Origin of the sequence: Pantoea sp. S62, assembly GCF_016658625.1 — a bacterium.
Lineage (GTDB): Bacteria > Pseudomonadota > Gammaproteobacteria > Enterobacterales > Enterobacteriaceae > Pantoea > Pantoea vagans.
Genome location: NZ_JACVVI010000007.1, coordinates 51,945 through 70,296, shown reverse-complemented (window position 1 = coordinate 70,296; position 18,352 = coordinate 51,945). Strand labels below are relative to the sequence as shown.

Annotated in this window: 18 protein-coding genes; 3 read left to right on the top strand and 15 right to left on the bottom strand. The window is 58.1% G+C overall.

Annotation, left to right across the window (positions count from 1 at the left end; all coding sequences use genetic code 11):
• Nucleotides 1–235: 235 nt before the first annotated feature.
• Genes IBT54_RS12275 through IBT54_RS12250 form a run of 6 tightly spaced genes read right to left on the bottom strand, consistent with a single transcriptional unit; the run spans nucleotide 236 to nucleotide 5,970 of the window.
• Nucleotides 236–1,147, bottom strand: coding sequence for an EamA family transporter (locus IBT54_RS12275; protein WP_201252224.1), 912 nt, complete (start codon nucleotides 1,145–1,147; stop codon nucleotides 236–238).
• A gap of 21 nt (nucleotides 1,148–1,168) precedes the next feature.
• A complete protein-coding gene (locus tag IBT54_RS12270; protein ID WP_013359596.1) occupies nucleotides 1,169–1,669 on the bottom strand; it encodes a YbaK/EbsC family protein in 501 nt (166 codons plus the stop codon).
• A 41-nt stretch (nucleotides 1,670–1,710) separates the two neighbouring features.
• Nucleotides 1,711–2,511, bottom strand: coding sequence for a hypothetical protein (locus IBT54_RS12265; RefSeq protein WP_033784369.1), 801 nt, complete (start codon nucleotides 2,509–2,511; stop codon nucleotides 1,711–1,713).
• A 5-nt stretch (nucleotides 2,512–2,516) separates the two neighbouring features.
• Nucleotides 2,517–3,224 (bottom strand): class II glutamine amidotransferase, encoded by a 708-nt coding sequence (locus IBT54_RS12260; RefSeq protein WP_201252223.1) that lies wholly within the window; start codon nucleotides 3,222–3,224, stop codon nucleotides 2,517–2,519.
• On the bottom strand, nucleotides 3,212–4,486 hold the full coding sequence (locus IBT54_RS12255; RefSeq protein WP_110331117.1) for an acetyl-CoA carboxylase biotin carboxylase subunit family protein: 1,275 nt from the start codon (nucleotides 4,484–4,486) through the stop codon (nucleotides 3,212–3,214). The genes IBT54_RS12260 and IBT54_RS12255 overlap by 13 nt, the downstream gene beginning before the upstream one ends.
• 17 nt (nucleotides 4,487–4,503) lie before the next feature.
• Nucleotides 4,504–5,970, bottom strand: coding sequence for a hypothetical protein (locus tag IBT54_RS12250; protein ID WP_201252222.1), 1,467 nt, complete (start codon nucleotides 5,968–5,970; stop codon nucleotides 4,504–4,506).
• A 168-nt stretch (nucleotides 5,971–6,138) separates the two neighbouring features.
• Between IBT54_RS12250 and IBT54_RS12245 the strand changes: the two genes are divergently transcribed.
• On the top strand, nucleotides 6,139–7,599 hold the full coding sequence (locus IBT54_RS12245) for a PLP-dependent aminotransferase family protein (RefSeq protein ID WP_013359591.1): 1,461 nt from the start codon (nucleotides 6,139–6,141) through the stop codon (nucleotides 7,597–7,599).
• Here IBT54_RS12245 and IBT54_RS12240 read toward each other — a convergent pair.
• The 9 genes from IBT54_RS12240 to IBT54_RS12200 all read right to left on the bottom strand — a co-directional run bounded on the left by IBT54_RS12240 (nucleotide 7,596) and on the right by IBT54_RS12200 (nucleotide 16,761).
• On the bottom strand, nucleotides 7,596–8,846 hold the full coding sequence (locus IBT54_RS12240) for a valine--pyruvate transaminase (RefSeq protein WP_201252221.1): 1,251 nt from the start codon (nucleotides 8,844–8,846) through the stop codon (nucleotides 7,596–7,598). The two genes, IBT54_RS12245 and IBT54_RS12240, sit on opposite strands and share 4 nt — an antisense overlap.
• Nucleotides 8,847–8,927: 81 nt before the next feature.
• On the bottom strand, nucleotides 8,928–9,902 hold the full coding sequence (ghrB, locus tag IBT54_RS12235) for a glyoxylate/hydroxypyruvate reductase GhrB (RefSeq protein WP_135907366.1): 975 nt from the start codon (nucleotides 9,900–9,902) through the stop codon (nucleotides 8,928–8,930).
• 133 nt (nucleotides 9,903–10,035) lie between these two features.
• Nucleotides 10,036–11,316: an MFS transporter gene (locus IBT54_RS12230; protein ID WP_201252220.1), complete on the bottom strand. Its 1,281-nt coding sequence runs from the start codon at nucleotides 11,314–11,316 to the stop codon at nucleotides 10,036–10,038.
• Nucleotides 11,317–11,348: 32 nt separating this feature from the next.
• Nucleotides 11,349–12,314: a sugar kinase gene (locus IBT54_RS12225; protein ID WP_013359587.1), complete on the bottom strand. Its 966-nt coding sequence runs from the start codon at nucleotides 12,312–12,314 to the stop codon at nucleotides 11,349–11,351.
• Between the two features lie 9 nt (nucleotides 12,315–12,323).
• A complete protein-coding gene (locus IBT54_RS12220) occupies nucleotides 12,324–13,073 on the bottom strand; it encodes a sugar phosphate isomerase/epimerase (protein WP_201252219.1) in 750 nt (249 codons plus the stop codon).
• Between the two features lie 139 nt (nucleotides 13,074–13,212).
• A complete protein-coding gene (locus IBT54_RS12215; protein ID WP_013359585.1) occupies nucleotides 13,213–14,238 on the bottom strand; it encodes a LacI family DNA-binding transcriptional regulator in 1,026 nt (341 codons plus the stop codon).
• A gap of 65 nt (nucleotides 14,239–14,303) precedes the next feature.
• On the bottom strand, nucleotides 14,304–15,287 hold the full coding sequence (locus tag IBT54_RS12210; protein WP_201252218.1) for a LacI family DNA-binding transcriptional regulator: 984 nt from the start codon (nucleotides 15,285–15,287) through the stop codon (nucleotides 14,304–14,306).
• Between the two features lie 134 nt (nucleotides 15,288–15,421).
• Nucleotides 15,422–16,084 carry an OmpA family lipoprotein gene (locus IBT54_RS12205; RefSeq protein ID WP_013359583.1) on the bottom strand — a complete coding sequence of 221 codons (663 nt, stop codon included), beginning with the start codon at nucleotides 16,082–16,084 and terminating at the stop codon, nucleotides 15,422–15,424.
• A gap of 110 nt (nucleotides 16,085–16,194) precedes the next feature.
• The gene (locus IBT54_RS12200) at nucleotides 16,195–16,761 is read right to left on the bottom strand and encodes a DNA-3-methyladenine glycosylase I (RefSeq protein WP_195857531.1); all 567 of its coding nucleotides are present in this window, start codon (nucleotides 16,759–16,761) and stop codon (nucleotides 16,195–16,197) included.
• A gap of 212 nt (nucleotides 16,762–16,973) precedes the next feature.
• Between IBT54_RS12200 and IBT54_RS12195 the strand changes: the two genes are divergently transcribed.
• Both IBT54_RS12195 and IBT54_RS12190 read left to right on the top strand, forming a co-directional pair.
• The gene (locus IBT54_RS12195; RefSeq protein ID WP_230299978.1) at nucleotides 16,974–17,597 is read left to right on the top strand and encodes an autotransporter; all 624 of its coding nucleotides are present in this window, start codon (nucleotides 16,974–16,976) and stop codon (nucleotides 17,595–17,597) included.
• Nucleotides 17,598–17,671: 74 nt separating this feature from the next.
• Nucleotides 17,672–18,352 carry a hypothetical protein gene (locus IBT54_RS12190; RefSeq protein WP_107319184.1) on the top strand — a complete coding sequence of 227 codons (681 nt, stop codon included), beginning with the start codon at nucleotides 17,672–17,674 and terminating at the stop codon, nucleotides 18,350–18,352.

Below are 18,352 nucleotides of genomic sequence, written 5' to 3'. Positions count from 1 at the left end.
TGGGTGAACCTGGCAGCAACGCATTCGCTAAAAGCGCAGGGAATAAGGTCAGAGGAGGAAAGCGTCCCGCGCCAGGGATGGCGTGGGCCGAGCGTGCCAGGGATGGCAGTTTTTTCAACTTTCCGATCTGACTTTGTTCCCTTCGCTGGCTGGATCTTACAGCGAGCCAGGGCAGACTTTTTCAACAATCTCAACGCCGCGCATGCGGCGTTTTTTTTTGCTCTTATGGCTATCTTTAAAGCTGCGTTCGCATCGCCAGACGCTGACCCAGCACGCCACCAAACACATTCACCAGCAGCCCCAGAATAATCACCCCCGCCCCCAGCATCTGCTGACCAGAGAGGTGCTCATCCAGCACCAGCGCGGCGGTAATGATCCCTACCACCGGTACCAGCAGCGACAGCGGCGCGATACGCCAGGTTTCATAGCGACTCAGTAAATTCCCCCAGATAGCGTAACCGACAATGGTGGCGACAAACGCCAGGTAGAACAGCGCCAGCACGGTCTGCAGGCCGATATGCAACAGGCTATTAACGATGGCGGGCTGCCCCTCAAACAGCAGCGAACAGGCAAAGAACGGAATGACTGGCACCAGCGCACTCCAGACCACCAGCGACATAATCGGCACACTGCGGTTCCGCATAATAATCTTATTGGTGATATTCCCCAGCCCCCATGACAGCGCCGCCGACAGGGTCAGCATCATAGTCGTCAGCGTAATCCCGGCGCTGGTCTGCCCTTCCATCCCCGCCGTCGCCAGCATAAACATCCCCAGCGTGGCGATAATAATCCCGACGATATGATTCCAGCGCAGCTTCTCTGCCAGCAGCAGCGCACCCAGCAACAGGGTAAAGAACGCCTGTGCCTGCAGCACCAGCGACGCCAGACCGGCTGGCATGCCGAGCTTGATCGCCAGAAACAAAAACGCAAACTGACCAAAACTGATGGTCATGCCGTAAACCACCAGCCAGCGCAGCGGGATCGGCGGGCGACGCACAAAGAAAATAGCGGGAAAGGCGACCAGGGCGAAACGCAGTCCGGCCAGCAAAAAAGGCGGCATGCCCTGCAACCCGAGCTTAATCACCACAAAATTCACGCCCCACGCTACCACCACGCACAGCGCTAACAGCATATCTTTTACCGACATCTGAAACTCCTTGAGCCGCCGTCAGGCGGTGATCGCAATCGGGGAGGCGATATCAGCACAACAGCCTTCACCCACGATGCGAAAATAGTCATCTGCAGCCAGCGCGATCGACTTCTCCAGCTCGCCCGCGTTAAACCATAATGTGCCGACCTGCTGCAGCCGGGTATCGACCCGCAGCGCCAGCCGGTCATCAAAACTAAACGGCGGCACAGCCCCCATCACACAGTCGGTCAGTGCCTGCGCCAGCTCTGGCGCGGCGAACGAGGACTTTTTGCCGCCGATGGCGCGCGCCGCGCTTTTGAAATTGATCCGGCAGTCACCCGGCACAATCGCCAGCAGCTGACGCGATGGCGCACCGTCCGGCATAGTGACCTCCAGTACCATCGCTTTGGCCGCCTGGCCCAGCGCGTTGCCGCGGATCTGGCTGATCTGATCGGTCTGCCCGACTGCCTCATGCTCCACCACGCGGTAGCTGGCCTGATGCTGATCCAGCAGCGCAGTAATTTTTTCAAACGTCGTCATTCCCTTCTCCTCTTCTGGCAAAAATTCCTGCACAACCCGGCTTAGCTCCAGGCGATAGCGTGTTTCATCTTTTTATCGGTCAGCCCGAAAAAGAACCCCATGGTGATGCGGGTATCACCTTCAACCCGGTCGATCTCGTGATAAAAAGCAGGATTAAACAGATAGATATCACCACTGCGTGGTGAAAATTCGCAGATCTCGCTGTTTTCAATCACACCACTGCGATAGCCCAGCTCACCGGCGGTTTTGAACTGCTCATCCTCCGGCATCCACTTTTTGTTGTAGATACGTAGCGCGCCACCTGCGTTGCACTCCTGCAGGCAGACCACGCAGCTGAGCTGATGCAGGATCTGCGTCACCACCAGCGAGGTCTTTGCGGCGTCGCGCACGATATTGTCGTTATGCAGCGGGTTCGCGACGCCATCGGCATGAAAGCGCACGATAGAACCGGCGTAGTCGCCACGACCCGGTTCATGGGCGATGTTTAAACTTTCCAGCCGCAGCGCATGCTGCACCCAGCCGTAAATCAGTTCGCGCAGTGAATTCAGCGAGGGCGGCAACGCCGGCTGGATATCACGCAGCTCGGTAAAATAGTTATCGGGTGCCGCCGTATGGCGCGCCAGATAGGGACCAAGCGTGGTCAGCGCGCCATTGGGATAGTGAGAGACACGGATCTTTTCCCGGCAGCGCTGCAGGTCAGCCACCACCGTTTCCCGCACCTCTGGCGTCAGGAAATTACGCAGCACCAGCAGCGGCACCCGTGCAGTGACGATGTCATCCAGCCAGGTCGATTCCACAAACATGTTGGGATTAATCACGCGGAACTGATTGAAAATAGCCATGTTTATCACTCCCTAAACGGTATTTCATAGAGTTCATGATTGTTCATTCGCCGCCAGCTGCCGGCGCTGCCTGGTATTGTTACGGGTTCAGAGGCGATCAGCGTGCAACCGTCCTGTTGCCGAAAATGCATCGTAAAGTAGTCAGGGAAAGGCGTATCGTGCGGATGCCACTGCCACGCCCAGGCTTTGTCGCGGGTGACAAAAATGGCATTGCCTGCGCTACCGCCTGGCTCAACCTGCGCCATCTTTGCGCGCAGATAGTCGCGGGTGAAATCGGCGGGTGTGGTCTGATCCACCAGGTAGCGCAGATACTCTTCGGAATCGAAGCGGGATTCCGCCAGGCCAAGCTGGCGGTAAATCGTCGGCAGAAAGCCGTTATGCATCATGTACCACTGATGTCCGGCGCTGTTGCGCCACAGCGGATGCGAAAATTCGATCCCCTGATTTTTACTCAGCGTGGCGTGACGCACATGCACCGCCAGAAAGCGGCTGCGCAGGCGATCCACATCAATGCCCGGCAGGGCGTCGGCGAACGGGCCGGTGCCGTGCAGGGTTCGAATCTCGCCCTCTTCCAGCCACAGACAGCCCCAGCCGTTGGGATGCGATTTAATCGGGCTATCGTGTTCAGCGCCTTCACCGCAGCTCATGGCGCGCGCCGCCTCTAAAATCTGTGCGCTGTCGAACTGACCATGCGCCAGAATCATCCTGCACATACTTTGTCTCTCCCGGCTGTAACGGATTGCGCGGCAATCACCTGCTGAAAGGTGGTCATAATGGGTTCGCGCGTAGCGGCCGTCAGGCTGAACGTTGCCAGAATGCCCGCGTGTCGGGTCAGATCGGCATAGAGTGAGGATCGGGGTGAAACCTGTAATGCCGGCAATCTGAGTGGTGGCAACAGCGCACCCTGCTGATGCTGATCAATCCAGCGTTCAGCCGCCTGAAGCTGCGCCGGTTGCCGTAACCGCAGCTGGCCGACCGCACCGGGTGGGGTGAAGGTAAAGACAGGCAGTGCACCGCCCGCTTCCAGCCGGAAGGTGACTTCCGCCCAGTTGATGCCCGTCGTCGCCTGCACCAGCGTCGCCACGCCCATGCCGGAGAGCCGGAATCCCATCTCCAGGAAATGCGGCACGCCATTCACCACGATGAAATCGATGTGAAACGCGCCCTGACGATAGCCAAAGGTTTCGCAGCAGAAGGTCATCAGACTGCTGAACGACGCTGGCAGGGCTGCTGCTGCCATCGCCACATGCCCCGACTCATAAAAGCTGACGCAGCCTTCGCTATCCCGGTGCTGCTCAATGACCTTCTGGCAACAGGTCAGCGCCAGGGGATGCCCCTGATGCACCACGCCCTGCAACGAAAACTCCTCGCCGATCAGCGCACTTTCCACAATAAAGCCGCTGAAGCCGCGCCCGCCGTAGTTCATGGTCTGTACCAGCTGTGTTACTACGCTGTGCAGCTGATCGGCGCGCTCAATCAGCCAGATGCCCAGCCCGCCGCCGCCATCCACCGGCTTCACGACACAGGGATAGATCAGCGCCTGTTCCGCATCCAGAATGCTGAGCGGCGAGGCGAAAAAGCGGAACTCCGGCTGCGGAAAGCGCGGCCAGGCTTTTTTCAGCGCCATGCGCTGCGCATATTTATCCAGCGGAATAAAGGCGGCGGGCGCGTCAGGCCCGGCCAGCATCTCGCGCAGCCGTCCGGCGCTGGCGTTGTAGGCTTCAAAACCCGCCAGCACTACCAGCGGATGCGCCAGCAAACCGGCATGGAGATAGGCCTGCATGACCTCCCACGGATTCTCAGGACGGTCGAGGCGGATGATCAGATCAAACGGCAGCGCCAGACTTAACGACTGGTAATCGACAAAATCGCCCATTTCCGCCAGCACGGTGAAATAGCCATCGCGCTTTGCCACCTCGCAGTAGGGGTTCTGGCCATCGCGGGTGGCGCCAATTTGCAGAAAAATCTTTTTCATCGCCTTGCCTTACCGGGTTAACGCCCGGAAATGATTTCTGTCACGATGTCGTTGAGCACACCGTTATTGACCTGAATCACCGCTTTATGGGGATCAAAACGCAGGACGCGCGACAGCGGATCGCGGCTTTTGCCCTCCAGCAGCGAACTGACCGGTCTGCTCTGCCAGCAGTGCCGCATCTGCGTCAGCGTCAGGCCAGAGAGCTGTGTTAGCTGCTGTGCCAGCGTGAGATCCTCGCTGCGCTGCTCAAGCAGGTCGCGAATGGCTGTTTCATCCAGCGCAATCTGCTGCTGTGACAGCCACTGTCCGAGCTGTTCTCCCTGTGCCAGGAAGGGTGAGTAGATCATGCAGATCAGCTGGTCGTCGTTAAGGTCAAACGCCTGCAGGGCGAAGTCCGCCGCGCGCTGCCGCTGCTGGTAGATGGCGTCGTCATCCTGATAACGTGCCGCCATCTCATCAATCAGCTGTGGCGGAAAATCTTTCTTCACCATCAGCCCCAGCGCAAAGCGCACATATTCGCGGATCCCTTCGGCATAGTTACGCTGCAGCAGCGTTTCTGCCCGCAGTCCGCGCAAATGGGCCATCAGTGTCGGATTACCGCAGTCGGACTCAGAAAAGCTGAACATCAGCTCATCAAAACGGAAACGCATAAATTCGCTGAGCAGCGCCCAGTGCGCGCCCGCTTCATAGGCAGTGTCCTGATAGATGTTGAAAAACAGCGGATCGCGCGCCAGCTGGTGGGTAATGCGGTGCGCGGGTGTCAGTTGATCGGCACCGTAAACGTCAGAGAAGTAGCGCTCAGCTACGCCGTCCAGCGTCTGGAGAAAGCCGCTGAAGCCCCGGTCTTTGTCCGCTACCGGCGCATCAAACAGCCGTGAAAGGTGCCGCGCCCAGGCAACATAGGCAGCCTGCTCCTGCGGCGAGTCGCCGGTAACAATCAAATCCACGCCGCCGTTGTAGTCTGCCGCCAGGCCAAAGGAGTTCACCATGCTGAGATTACAGGCATTGCAGAAGGTCGAGCGCCCATCGGCGCGAAAGCGGTGGCCATTCATCAGCACATCATGGCGGTTCTGCTGCCGCACGCTCTCCGGCATCGGCAGGTCGCGGGCAAACGGCCGGATCAGCAGGCCATCCACCACCAGACATTCCGCCCGTTCATCGTCATGCATCGCCAGCGCCTGATACACGCGATGGATATTCTCCATCACGCTCCGATTCATTGCCGCATGGCGGTTGGTGCTGACACGAAGAGAGAAAGTGCTGCCCTGCTGCTGCCAGATCAGGCCCTGAATGTATCGCACGTAAGCCACCATGTAACTGCTGTCTTTTCCACCGCCATAGGCGAGCAGCACACGGTTGTTCTCCAGCTGCAGCTTATCCGGTAACGCCGCCAGCAGGCGGACGGAGCAGCGCTGAGCCGACTCCATGATCGCGGGCGACAGATACGTTTCAATCTCCTTCATCATGGCGGGCAGATTATTCATTTCTCGCATTTCCCTCAGGTGAACAGAATCGCTTTATGGCCTGAAGCCCGGTGGCTGGCGGGGTCGCCGTGCCGTTCAGCATCATGAATAATTAAGAGATGCAGCCTAAAGTACTTTGAATGTACTCTGTTGAATATGCACAGATCAGCGCGATATGGGGTGGAACAGATGGCCGATGTTATCGGGGAACAGGAGAGTCAGAGCAGTCGTTACCGCCAGATAGCAGAACAGATCAAGCAGGCCATTCATGCCGGTTCGCTGGCTCCCGACAGCCGTCTGCCGTCGGTACGCACGCTGGCGACGCAGTACAATGTCAGCCTCACCACCGCCCTGAAAACATTGCGCACGCTGGAAGATGAGCGCTACGCCGTCGCCCGGCCTAAATCGGGCTTTTTTGTCGCCCCGCAGCGGCCTTCTTCACGTCAGTTGCCCGCCATCAGCGAACAGCCACACGCCATCGCACCGCTGGATGAACAGACCGAACTGCATCTGGCGATGCTTGGCTCAGACTGCCGGGTGCGCCTCGATCTGGCTAACGGCGACAGCGCGCTCTATCCGGTCAAACGCATCGGCCTGCTGATGCGCCAGATGGGCTACAGCAAACCGGCCCTGCTCGGCAATACGGTCAAGGGCACCGGCTATGCGCCGCTGAAAACCGAGATTGCCCGCCGCGCGGTCGATTATGGCTGCAATATCAGCGCTGACGATATTCTGATCACCAACGGCTGCATCGAGGCGATCTCACTGTCGCTGCGCGCCACCACCCAGCCGGGTGACGTCGTGGCCGTAGAGTCACCCTGCTATTTCGTGCTGCTGCAGATGCTGCATAACCTGAATCTGCGGGTGATTGAAGTGGAAGCCGGGCCGGAAGGGTATGTGAATGTGGCGAAGCTGACCGGCCTGTTTCAGCGCAAGGCGGTGCGGGTCTTTCTCACCCTGTGCAACGTCAATAATCCGCTGGGCAAGAGTATTCCCAACGAGCATAAAGCCTATATCGCGCGGCAGGCGGATGAGAACGATGTAGTGATCATTGAGGATGATATTTTTGGCGATACCGCCTTTGGTGAGCGTCGCCCCTTCCCGATGCGCGCCTTCAGCCCCAATGCCATTCTCTGCAGCGGCTTCTCTAAAACCGTGGCACCGGGCATTCGTATTGGCTGGGTGCACAGCGTTAACTACATGCGCAAAATTGCCTCGCTGAAATATACCTCCACCATGGGCACCTCCGTGCTGTCACAGGCGGCGGTGGCGGAGCTGCTGCGCAGCGGCGGCTATGATGCTCACCTGCGCAAACTGCGGCGCGAGCTGGCGCGGCAAATCCGTGAAATGCGGCAGTCGGTATTGCGGGAATTTCCGGCGGGAACCCGGGTGTCCGATCCGGAAGGAGGCTATGTGCTGTGGGTGGAAATGCCACGGGGGGCACTGAACGTGCGCGAGCTGTTTCTGAAAGCGCGCAATGCGGGCATCGGGATTGCGCCCGGCCACATTTTTGCTACCGATCAGCGCTACGATCACTGTTTCCGGCTGAATGCCGGTTTCGGCTGGAATGCGGAAGTGGAACAGGCGATTCAGCAGCTGGCACAGTGGTGCCAGCTGTCGTTAACCGATTCACAGGAACAGCAGGATTAACTGTCGCGCCAGGCGATCTCAACCTCTTCCGCCAGAATCTGCACCGCCCGCTCGATGTTCTCTGCATCCGGCACGTAGTTCATCCGCATACATTGATGAATATGCGGCCACGCCTGTTCCAGTCCCGGGAAGAAGAAGTGACCTGGCACCATCAGTACGCCGCGCGCTTTAAGCCGCTGATAAAGCAGTTCGGTGGTGATCGGCAGATCGCGGAACCAGAGCCAGAGGAAAATCGCCCCTTCCGGCTTATGGATCAGGCAGCGATCTTCCGGCAGATAGCGCCGCAGGATCGCGATAGTCTGCTGCACCTTCTGCTGATAGAACGGCTTAATCACCTCTTCGGAGAGCCGCAACAGATCGCCACGACGGATCATCTCATTGGCGATGGCCGGACCGATACTGCCTGGCGCCAGGCTGATAATCCCGTTCATATTGCTCAGCGCAGTAATGATCTTCTCATCCGCGATAATAATGCCGCAACGCGCACCCGGCAGGCCGAGCTTCGACAGGCTCATGCAGAGAATAATGTTGGGATTCCACAGCGGGCGCACCTCGCTGAAGATGATGCCGGGGAACGGCACGCCATAGGCATTGTCGATCAGCAGCGGCACGTCATGCTGCTGTGCCAGCGCATCGAGCTGCATCAGCTCATCATCGGTGATCACATTGCCGGTGGGGTTGGTCGGGCGCGATACGCAGATTAACCCGACATCATCGTTCATCGGCAGATGCTCGAAATCGACATGATATTTAAACTGGCCTTCCGGCAGCAGCTCAATGTTCGGCTTCGCCGACACAAACAGATCGTCTTCCAGACCGGCATCCGCATAGCCAAGATACTCAGGCGCCAGCGGGAAAAGCACTCGCTTTTTGTTGCCATCGGCCCGGCGACCGGCGTACAGGTTAAACAGATAGAAGAAGGCACTCTGGCTGCCGTTGGTCAGCGCGATGTTCTCTGCGGTAATCGGCCAGCCAAGCTGTTCGCTCAGCAGTCCGGCCAGCGATTCGAGCAACGTCGCTTTGCCACGCGGACCGTCATAATTGCACAGCGCCTCGCTGAGTTTGCCCTCCTCATGCATCTGCTGCAGCAGTTGCTGAAAATAGTCGTTCATGGCCGGAATTTGCGCCGGATTGCCGCCACCCAGCATGATGGTGCCGGGCGTACGCAGGCCTGCGCCCATATCTTCCATCAGACGTGAGATGCCGGAATGTTGGGTAAATTTGTCGCCGAACTGAGAAAAGGACATAGCGGTTAAATATTTGTAATAGCGAATCGGGGGTCCACCATAACGCCCGCCATCGGCGGGCGCAATGGGAAGGCGTGGGGATTACTTCAGCGCCTGCGGGTTCACGCAGTTTTTCTCAACGTTTCCGCCGAGCGCGGCGATGAGATTCTCTACCGCATCCTGCATCATGCCGTAACGGGTTTCATGCGTGGCGGAACCGATGTGCGGCAGCGTCACAACATTAGGCAGCGACAGCAGCGGAGAGTCGGCTGAGACCGGCTCCTGCTCAAACACATCCAGCCCGGCAGCGTGCAGTTTGCCCGCCTGCAACGCGGCGATCAGCGCCTGCTCATCCACCACCGGCCCGCGACCGGCGTTGATCAGCACTGCATCCGGCTTCATCAGTTCCAGTTCGGCAGCACCGATCAGATGGTGCGTCTCTTCCGTCAGCGGCAGGCTGATGCAGACGAAATCACTCTGCTTCAGCAGCGCCTCCAGTTCACAGCGCTGCGCGCCAAAGCGCGACTGCGCCTCTTCATGTTCGCGGCGGGCGTTGTAGAGGATTTTCATGCCGAAACCAAAGTGGGCGCGCTGCGCCAGCGCCATGCCGATGCGTCCCATGCCAAGGATACCCAGCGTTTTATGGTGCACGTCGATGCCGAACTGCGCCGGCCCGATGCTCTTCTGCCAGTTGCCCGCTTTCACCCAGGCATCCAGTTCCGGCACCCGGCGCGCCGTGCTCAGCACCAGCGCCATCATGGTGTCCGCCACGGTTTCGGTCAGCACGGTCGGCGTGTGCATCAGCACCACGTGACGCTGATTGAGTGCATCAACATCGAAATTGTCATAGCCCACAGAGACGCTGGAGCAGACGCGCAGATTGGGCATTTTCGCCAGCAGCTCGCCATTCACTTTACCGCCCGATCCCAGCAGCCCTTCTGCCTGCTGAAACACCGCAGCGTGCTGCTGCTGGCTTTCCGGCGACAGATCGCTGATTTCCGTCACGTCACACTGTTCAGCCAGGCGTGCGTAGAGATCGTCAGGCAGTTTTTTATAAAGAATTACAGCGGGTTTCATTCGGTGGCTCCCGTTCAATAAGTAGCGGGCGGCTTGCAGGCCGCCCGGAGAAACAGAGATTAACGATTACGCTTTTAATGTGCTGACTAAGCCTTAGGCGCTTATGAATCAGCACTCTCTAGCGTTTACGCTTTCAGGCCGGTTTCGCACCCTGCAGCGGCGGGGCTTTATTCTGCGCCGGTTTCACAATCAGCGTCAGCCACACCGAAACCAGCAGGGCCGATCCCATAAAGATGTAAGACGCCGACGGGCTGCCGGTAGCACCATTAAGATAGCCGACAATCCATGAACCGATGAACGACCCCAGCGCGCCCATGCTGTTGATCAGCGCCATTGCGCCACCGGCGACATTACGGGGCAGCATCTCAGGAATAATGGCGAAGAACGGTCCGTAAGGGGCATACATCGCGGCTCCGGCAATCACTAACAGGGTGTAGGACATCCAGAAATTGTTCGATCCCACCAGATACGAGCCGAGGAACGCCAGCGCGCCAATCAGCAGCAGCGGCCAGACGAACAGCTTACGATTCTGGGTTTTGTCCGACGCCCAGGAGACCACCACCATCGCAATGGTCGCTGCCAGATAAGGAACGGCAGAGAGCCAGCCCGCTTCTACCATGCCCATCTGCGTACCGTTGCGCAGAATCGACGGCAGCCACAGCACAAAGCCATACACGCCGATGCTCCAGGCAAAGTACTGCAGGCAGAGAAGGATGACGTTGCGGTTACGGAACGCTTCGCCGTAGTTACGCACCGCTTTGATGTTTTCCTGCTCTTTCTGCAGTTCAGCCTGCAATGCCGCTTTCTCGGCATCACTCATCCAGCGCGCCTGTGCCGGTTTATCCTGCACCAGGAACCACCAGGCAATCGCCCAGACCACCGCCGGAATCCCTTCGAAGATAAACATCTCACGCCAGCCAAAGGATTCAATCAGATAGCCCGACACCACAGACATCCACAGCACCGTGACCGGATTACCCAGAATCAGGAAGGTGTTGGCGCGCGAACGTTCCGATTTAGTGAACCAGTTGCTGATGTAGATCAGCATTGCAGGCATCACGGCGGCTTCCACGACGCCCAGGACAAAGCGAATCGCGGCCAGCATCGGAATGTTGCTGACCACGCCGGTCAGCGAGGCGCAACCACCCCACAGCATCAGACAGACGAAGATCAGTTTCTTGACGCTGCGGCGTTCGGCGTAAATCGCACCCGGGATCTGAAAGAAGAAGTAACCCAGGAAGAACAGCGCACCCAGCAGCGAGGACATGCCTTTAGTGATGCCGAGATCGTCGTTAATCCCGGCAGCAGAAGCGAAGCTAAAATTTGCACGATCGAGATACGCCAGGCTGTAGGTGATAAAAACGATGGGCATGATGAACCACCAGCGTTTTGGCGCGATTGTCTGCTTTTTCATCGGGAACTCCTGTGACTGTAGAGGGGCGCGAACTACACGTCGCCCAGTTGCTGACGCGTCGGCAGACCTTCGCTGTCACCAATGACCTGAATTGCCATCGAACCAATCTTGTTACCGCGCCGAATCGCCTGCGGCAGCGACTGACCTTCCAGCAGCGCGCTGATGACGCCAACGGCAAAGCCGTCACCAGCACCCACGGTATCCACCACGTTATCGACCTTGATCGCCTCAACCTGGCCCTGTTCGCCCTGCGCGGTTTTATACCATGCACCGTCACAACCGGTTTTAATCACGACGGCTTTCACACCCCTGTCGAGATAGAAATCCGCGATCGCTTCCGGCTGACGATAACCGGTCAGAATCAGACCCTCTTTTTCGCCCGGCAGTACCCAGTCGGCATACTCCGCCAGCAGATTGAGCTGCTTACGCATCTCCTCTTCGCTGCGCCACAGCACCGGTCGCAGGTTCGGGTCAAACGAGATAGTTTTGCCGCGTGCGCGCATCTCTTTGGCGGTGTGCTTCAGCAGTTCTAATGAGCTTTCTGACAGCGCCGCCGCCACACCGCTGAGGTGCAGATGGCGCGCCGAGCCGAAATAGTCCGCGTCAAAATCATCGACCGAGAGATGGCTGGCCGCCGAGCCTTTACGAAAATATTCCACCAGCGGATCGGAACCGTCATCCACTTTGGACTTGAGCTGAAAACCGGTGGGATAGCGCTTATCGACCGTCACACAGGCGTGATCGATACCCTCTTTTTCCAGCTGCTGGCAGATAAACCGGCCAAAAGCGTCATCGCCGACACGGCTGACCCAGCCCACTTTCAGGCCAAGACGTGCCAGGCCGGTCGCTACATTGAGTTCCGCGCCCGCGGCACGTTTAACAAAGGTCTCTGCTGCGGCCAGGTCGCCGGTTTCACGGGCGATGAACATCGCCATCGCTTCACCGATGGTGACAACATCAAGCGGACCGTTGTGATGCATAGTGTGATGCGTCGTCATCTTCACTCCTTACACGTTACGCAACAGCGACACGTAGTGACGTGTCACCGCAATCAGATCGTTGCCTTCCAGCGGAAATTCAATACCGCGCGGCGCGCGGGCGGGCAGCTTTTGCAGCAGCGTGCGCCAGTGGTCATCAGCCTCATCCAGCGCAATCGCCCGGAAGCTATCCTGATGCGGTACGGCGGCTTTGACATGCACATAGCCCACCTGCGCGGCCAGCTGCTCTGCTGCCTGATCGGCGTTTTCGCCGGTCCAGCACCAGTTACCCATATCAAAGGTCATGCTGATCGGCAGATTGGCTTCGCGCACCGCCGTGAAAAACGCGACGGACGGTGCCAGTCGGCCATGTTCGGTCTGGTCGTTTTCCACGGTCAGCTGGAATGGCAGATCTGCCAGCAGCGCCTGCAACGTTTCGCGAGGCAGCGCACCAGTAAAGTCTCCCAGCGCCACTTTCAGCCGCTGCGCGTTTAGCTGTCGTGCCTCTTCAACGTAGTGGGTTATGCGTGGATTGATTTCGCCGCCGTCACAAAACAGCGTATCCGGCACGGAATAGCTGGCGTGCAGCTGATGCTCCGCTATCGCCCTGGCCAGCGCCGGCAGATCGGCCAGCGCCGCGTCATCAAGCAGTTCACGGCGGATTTCGACCCCGTCAGCGCCCGCCTGCTGGATTACTGGCAGCAACGCAGCCTGACCGCCGAGTGCGGCGATCTGCGCGTGGCCATAAGCGGCGGTCACCACGATAATGTCAGGTTTCATGTTCTACTCCATGGCAGAGGTCTGCCCATAACGAATAGAAAAACCCTAAATGGAACCGGTTCCAAAGCAAAGCAGCAAACTGCGAAATTATGATCGTGCTCACGAAGCGAGCATGTAAACGGAAGGTTAAATCTGAAATTCAGCCCAGAGGCTGGCTGGAGCCACGAACGATCAGTTCACCCGAGAAGACCTGCTCAGCAACAGGCAGTTCACTGCCCTCGATGCGCGCAATCAATCGCTCCAGCGCGCTGTAGCCAATCTGCCAGGTCGGCTGTTTCAGCGTGGTAATGCCGACACCCGCCAGCGCCGCCCACTCCAGTTCGTCGAAACCGAGCAGGCCGATATCACGGCCCCAGTGCAGGTTAAGTCGTTGCAGCGATCGCGCCACCTGCAGCGTCAGCGCGCCGTTGGCCACCATCACCGCGCAGCGTTTACCGGTGTGACGCTGCTGGAAGGCCAGCAGCGCCTGGTCCAGTGCGGCGGGCTGGTGCAGCGGCACTTCCGCATTTTCATGCTCAACCTGCGGATGCGCCGCCAGCAGCTGGCGGAAAGCCTTCAGACGCTCGCGTCGCGTATTCACGCTGCCCAATGGCTCGCTGAGAAACAGCAGCGCGTCATAGCCATTGTCGACCAGATGGCGTGTGGCCGTCTCGGCCGCTTCGGCATTGTTCAGGCCCACCACATCGCAGGGAAAGTCGGGGATTTTGCGGTCGATCAGCACCATCGGCAGCAGGGATTGTTGCAGATGGCTGAGTACCTCTTCACGCATGCCGACCGCGTTAACCACGATGCCCTCAACCTGATAACTGCTCAGCAGTTGCAGATAGTGCTGCTCCAGATCCACTTCGTTGTTGGTGTTACACATCAGCAGCGTGAAACCCTGCTCCCGGCAGGCAGCTTCAATGCCGCTCATCACATCGACGGAATAGGGATTGGTAATGTCGGCGATAATCAGCCCAATCAGGCGGGTACGTCCGCGCTTCAGGCCGCGCGCCATCTGACTCGGGCGGTAGCTGAGATCCGCAATAGCCTGTTCAATCCGCGCTTTTAAGTCGGCAGAGAGCAGATGCAGCTCGCCATTGAGATAGCGTGAAACGCTGGTTTTACCGGTTCGTGCCGCGTGAGCAACATCGCTGATGGTGGCGCGAGGCGGCCTGATTTTCATGAGATATCCTGCGAAATAAGAAACCCGGCAGAGACTAGCACAAGCGAAGCCCGGCGCAAAAAGTGCTAGGCCGGTAATTGCAGCCAGGGTTGCCACAGGGTCTGTAACGTTTCCGGCGGCGCGCCATTGATCAGCCTGATAACCATGTCAGCCACCTGTTCGCCGGCCTGATGCGGCGTTGCCTGGCGAATCGCGGCAATGGGATGATCGAGAATCGCATCACGCGGTAATCCTTCCCAGCCTGCGAGCAGAATGGCGTCCTCGCCCGCTGCCCGACCGGCCTGCTGCAGCGCCAGAGCTGCCCCTTCAGCCAGCGCAGCGCAGTCGGTGATAATCACTTCCGGCGCGGATTCCTCTGCCAGCCACTCACGCGTCTGGTGATAGCCGGCACGGCGCGACGGTGCGACCGCCGCCATCGCGTAAGGCGCAACGTCACCCAGCGCCGTCAGATAACCCTGACGCCGGTCACGTACCCGCGTGCTGTTTTCATTGCTGCCGAGCCAGGCTATCCGCTGCCGCCCCTGCGCCAGCGACCAGCCCACCGCCAGTTGTGAACCGGCAAGGTGATCAACATCAAACCAGGCGTAGGCGGCTGGCAGATCGCTGCGGCCCAGCGCCAGAAAGCGAAAACTGGTCTGCATCAGCGCATTCAGTCGGCTGTCTTCTGGTGTGGTATGGCCGACGATCAGAGCATCGATGGCCCCACTGCGCAGCAGGCGCGTCAGGGTTGAGTGACTCTGTTGCTGCTTATCCGCCAGCAACAGCAGGTTAATTTCATGACGGGCAAGATGATGATCCAGTGCCAGCAGCATGTCGCTGAAGTCGCTGCCACATAGAGGGGATGCACTGATTGGGCAGACAAATCCCACCGCGTTTGCACGGCCGGTTTTCAGCCGTCGGGCCGCCGCATTAGGCCGGTAGCCGCGCCGCTGCGCTTCCTCTTCGATGCGTTTACGCGTCTCCTGAGCGACATCCTGATAACCATTAAGGGCGCGGCTGACAGTCGTAACGGAAAGACCTAAAACTGCAGCGATGGCTTTAAGAGACATGGGGCAAGTCCACTGATCAATTTTTGATCAGACTACCATAAGGCCTCTGCTGGCTCTATCCGCAGAAACATTACTGGTGCTTTTAACGTGATGCTTTACAGAAAAGGTACGCCCCCGTTCGGGGGCGACCGCGATTATCCCAGCGGGCTGAGCGTGATCTCAACACGACGGTTTTGTGCTTTGCCTGCTTCGGTGCTGTTGGTGGCAACCGGATTATCCGGGCCTGCACCCTGCGTACGCAGGCGATCGCTGGCAACACCCTGCACGATCAACGCACTGGCAACACTTTCAGCACGCTGCTGTGACAGACGCATGTTCAGCGCACGGCTGCCGGTACTGTCGGTGTAACCCACGACGTTTACCGCGGTTTTCGGATACTCTTTCAGCACCATTGAAACACCGGTCAGGGTGTTGGCGCCGGCAGGTTTCAGATTGCTGCTGCTGGAGTCGAAGGTGACATTGTTTGGCATATTCAGGACGATGTTATCGCCGTTGCGGGTTACGCTGACGCCGGTCCCGCGCATCTTGTCACGCAGTTTCGCTTCCTGCACGTCCATATAGTAACCCACGCCACCACCCAGTGCAGCACCACCAGCGGCCCCAATCAGCGCACCTTTACGACGATCTTTCTTCGATGAAGAGAGCACGCCGACACCGGCACCGACTAATGCGCCAAGGCCCGCGCCCACGCCTGACTTACCCGCCTGAGATTCGCCGGTGTAGGGATTGGTCGTACAACCTGGCAGGGCCAGACTGCCGCTTAATAACAAGGTGATGGCGATTAATTTCTTCTGCATTTTTGTTCCCTTACATTCGACACACAGGGGAAAACCTTTCCCATAAGTGGCACGATTATGCCGTCTGGTGACCGGGAATGTAGTGCGGAAAAATCCTGATTTACCGGGAATCACGCCTTTTGATTGTCAGGATGGCAAAAACAGTTGCTCTGATGATCGTTTATCAGCCCGCAGGCCTGCATAAAGGAGTAGCAAATTGTAGGGCCGATGAATTTGAAACCACGCAGCTTCAGCGCCTTCGAGAGCGCAATGGCCTGCTCTGACGTGGTGGGTGCCTGGCTGTAATCAGGATAATGGTGGACAATTTGCACGTTATCGACAAATTGCCAGACGAAGTCGCTGAAATCCTCGCCTTTCGCTTCCATCTCAAGAAAAGCGCGGGCGTTAGCGATAATGGCAGCGATTTTGCCAGGGTGGCGGATAATGCCGCTGTTGAGCATAAGATCGTCAATGTCGGCAGCGTCCATCTGCGCAATAGCCTGAGGATCAAACTGGTGAAACGCCGCCCGATAGTTTTCACGTTTTTTCAGCACGGTGATCCAGGATAATCCCGCCTGCTGTCCTTCCAGACAGAGCATCTCGAACAGTGCACGCGTCTCTCTCTGCGCCACACCCCATTCCCTGTCGTGATACGCCAGATAGAGCGGATCCTGCGTTACCCAGCCACATCGTTGCATCGTTTTGTTCCTTTATAACGAGAATATTTTAGCGGTCCGCTTGATCTTAGAATTAATCGGTTGATAGTTAAACGATCACCGGTTAAATAACAGAGACGGGCCGAAAAATTCATTAAGACGCCATAACTTCAGCCTTGCCCGGAGAAGCGATGTTGCCGAGAAGCGGTTGGAAAGGTCTGCGGACCTGCTGTGCTGTAGGGCTGTTAATGTTCATGCAACCGACTTTTGCCCGCGGTGGTATCTCTGCGCCTCAGCATCCTGACTTTCTGCCCGACTACGACACAATTCTGGCGGAGAAGATCGCCCTGACGCCACTTGCGTTCAGCGATGAGAGCCGCGCCCTGTTTGAAGCTGCAATTAATTCTCCCACTGCTTCCCCCATCGCCCTGCACAGTGAAACCGGTAGCGTAGGCACCACGCCGCTGGGTAAACGCTATCGGGCGGGCGTTGATATGCCCATTGCGCCGTCATTGACCACCGGACCCGTGGCGCAGTATGCGGTCGATCCCCAGCAGATGAACTGTCTGCAATGCGACTACAGCGATCAGCAGAGCCGTGAACAAAGCGCCAGCGTTGGCTGGCGCATTGATTCGCAGCAGGGATGGATATCGCCCTGGGCGCAGCTGAGTTACCACTATCTGATGGCAGATGCGCCGCAAAGCCCACGGCGCGAGGCAACGAATGGCTCGGACCAGTCCGACGGTATCGATTTAAGCATCGGCGCACAAATGCCACTGAACGATAATCTGGCGGCTTTCGCGTCATTTTCACAAAGCGAAGCGCTGAATAACGACGAGCAGCAACTTTATAGCTTTGGCTTCAGCGCCAGCTTCTAGCGGGGCATGAAAAGAGAAAGGGAATCGGGCGTTTAAAATATAATGAGTCCGCTAATCATTATACTGGTAACAAAATGCGCAACGATTTGACAATTATTGGCCGTGAAATCGCGGTCTTCCTGATGGCCGCCCTGGTTCTCGCCCTGACTATCGTCCCCGTCTACATTGATGTGGCCTGGATGAACGACGCACTGCACGAAACCTCTTTTACTGAAACTACCCAGGAAATCATGCTGGCGATGATCGCCGCGCTGTTTTTCATTGCGGCCCGCCGCCGTCCCGCCCAGCGTGGAGCGCTGACCCTGGTCGCCGGCTTTTACAGCTGCATGCTGATCCGCGAGCTCGACTTCGTGTTTGATGTCATTCAGCACGGCAGTTGGGTCTGGTTTGCCCTGGCGGTCACGGCGGGTTCGCTGGCCGGTGCACTGCGCACGCCGAAGAACACAGTCCATGCGCTGGCAAACCTTGTTCAGCACCGCAGCTGGCCGGTGATGGCGTCCGGCTTTTTAGTGGTGCTGGTTTTTTCCCGTCTGTTTGGTGTTCATGTGCTCTGGCAGCATCTGATGCTCGGTGATTACAACCGCGTGGTGAAAAACATGGCCGAAGAGGGCACCGAGCTTCTGGGATACAGCCTCTGCTGGCTCGCCTCGGTTCGCTATTTATGGCAGACCCGCCCGGCCGCCGCTGCCATCAGCGTGTGCGCCACTGAATCTGCATCGGCCCGCCACGCCTCTTCTCCGGCCACGTCGCACTGA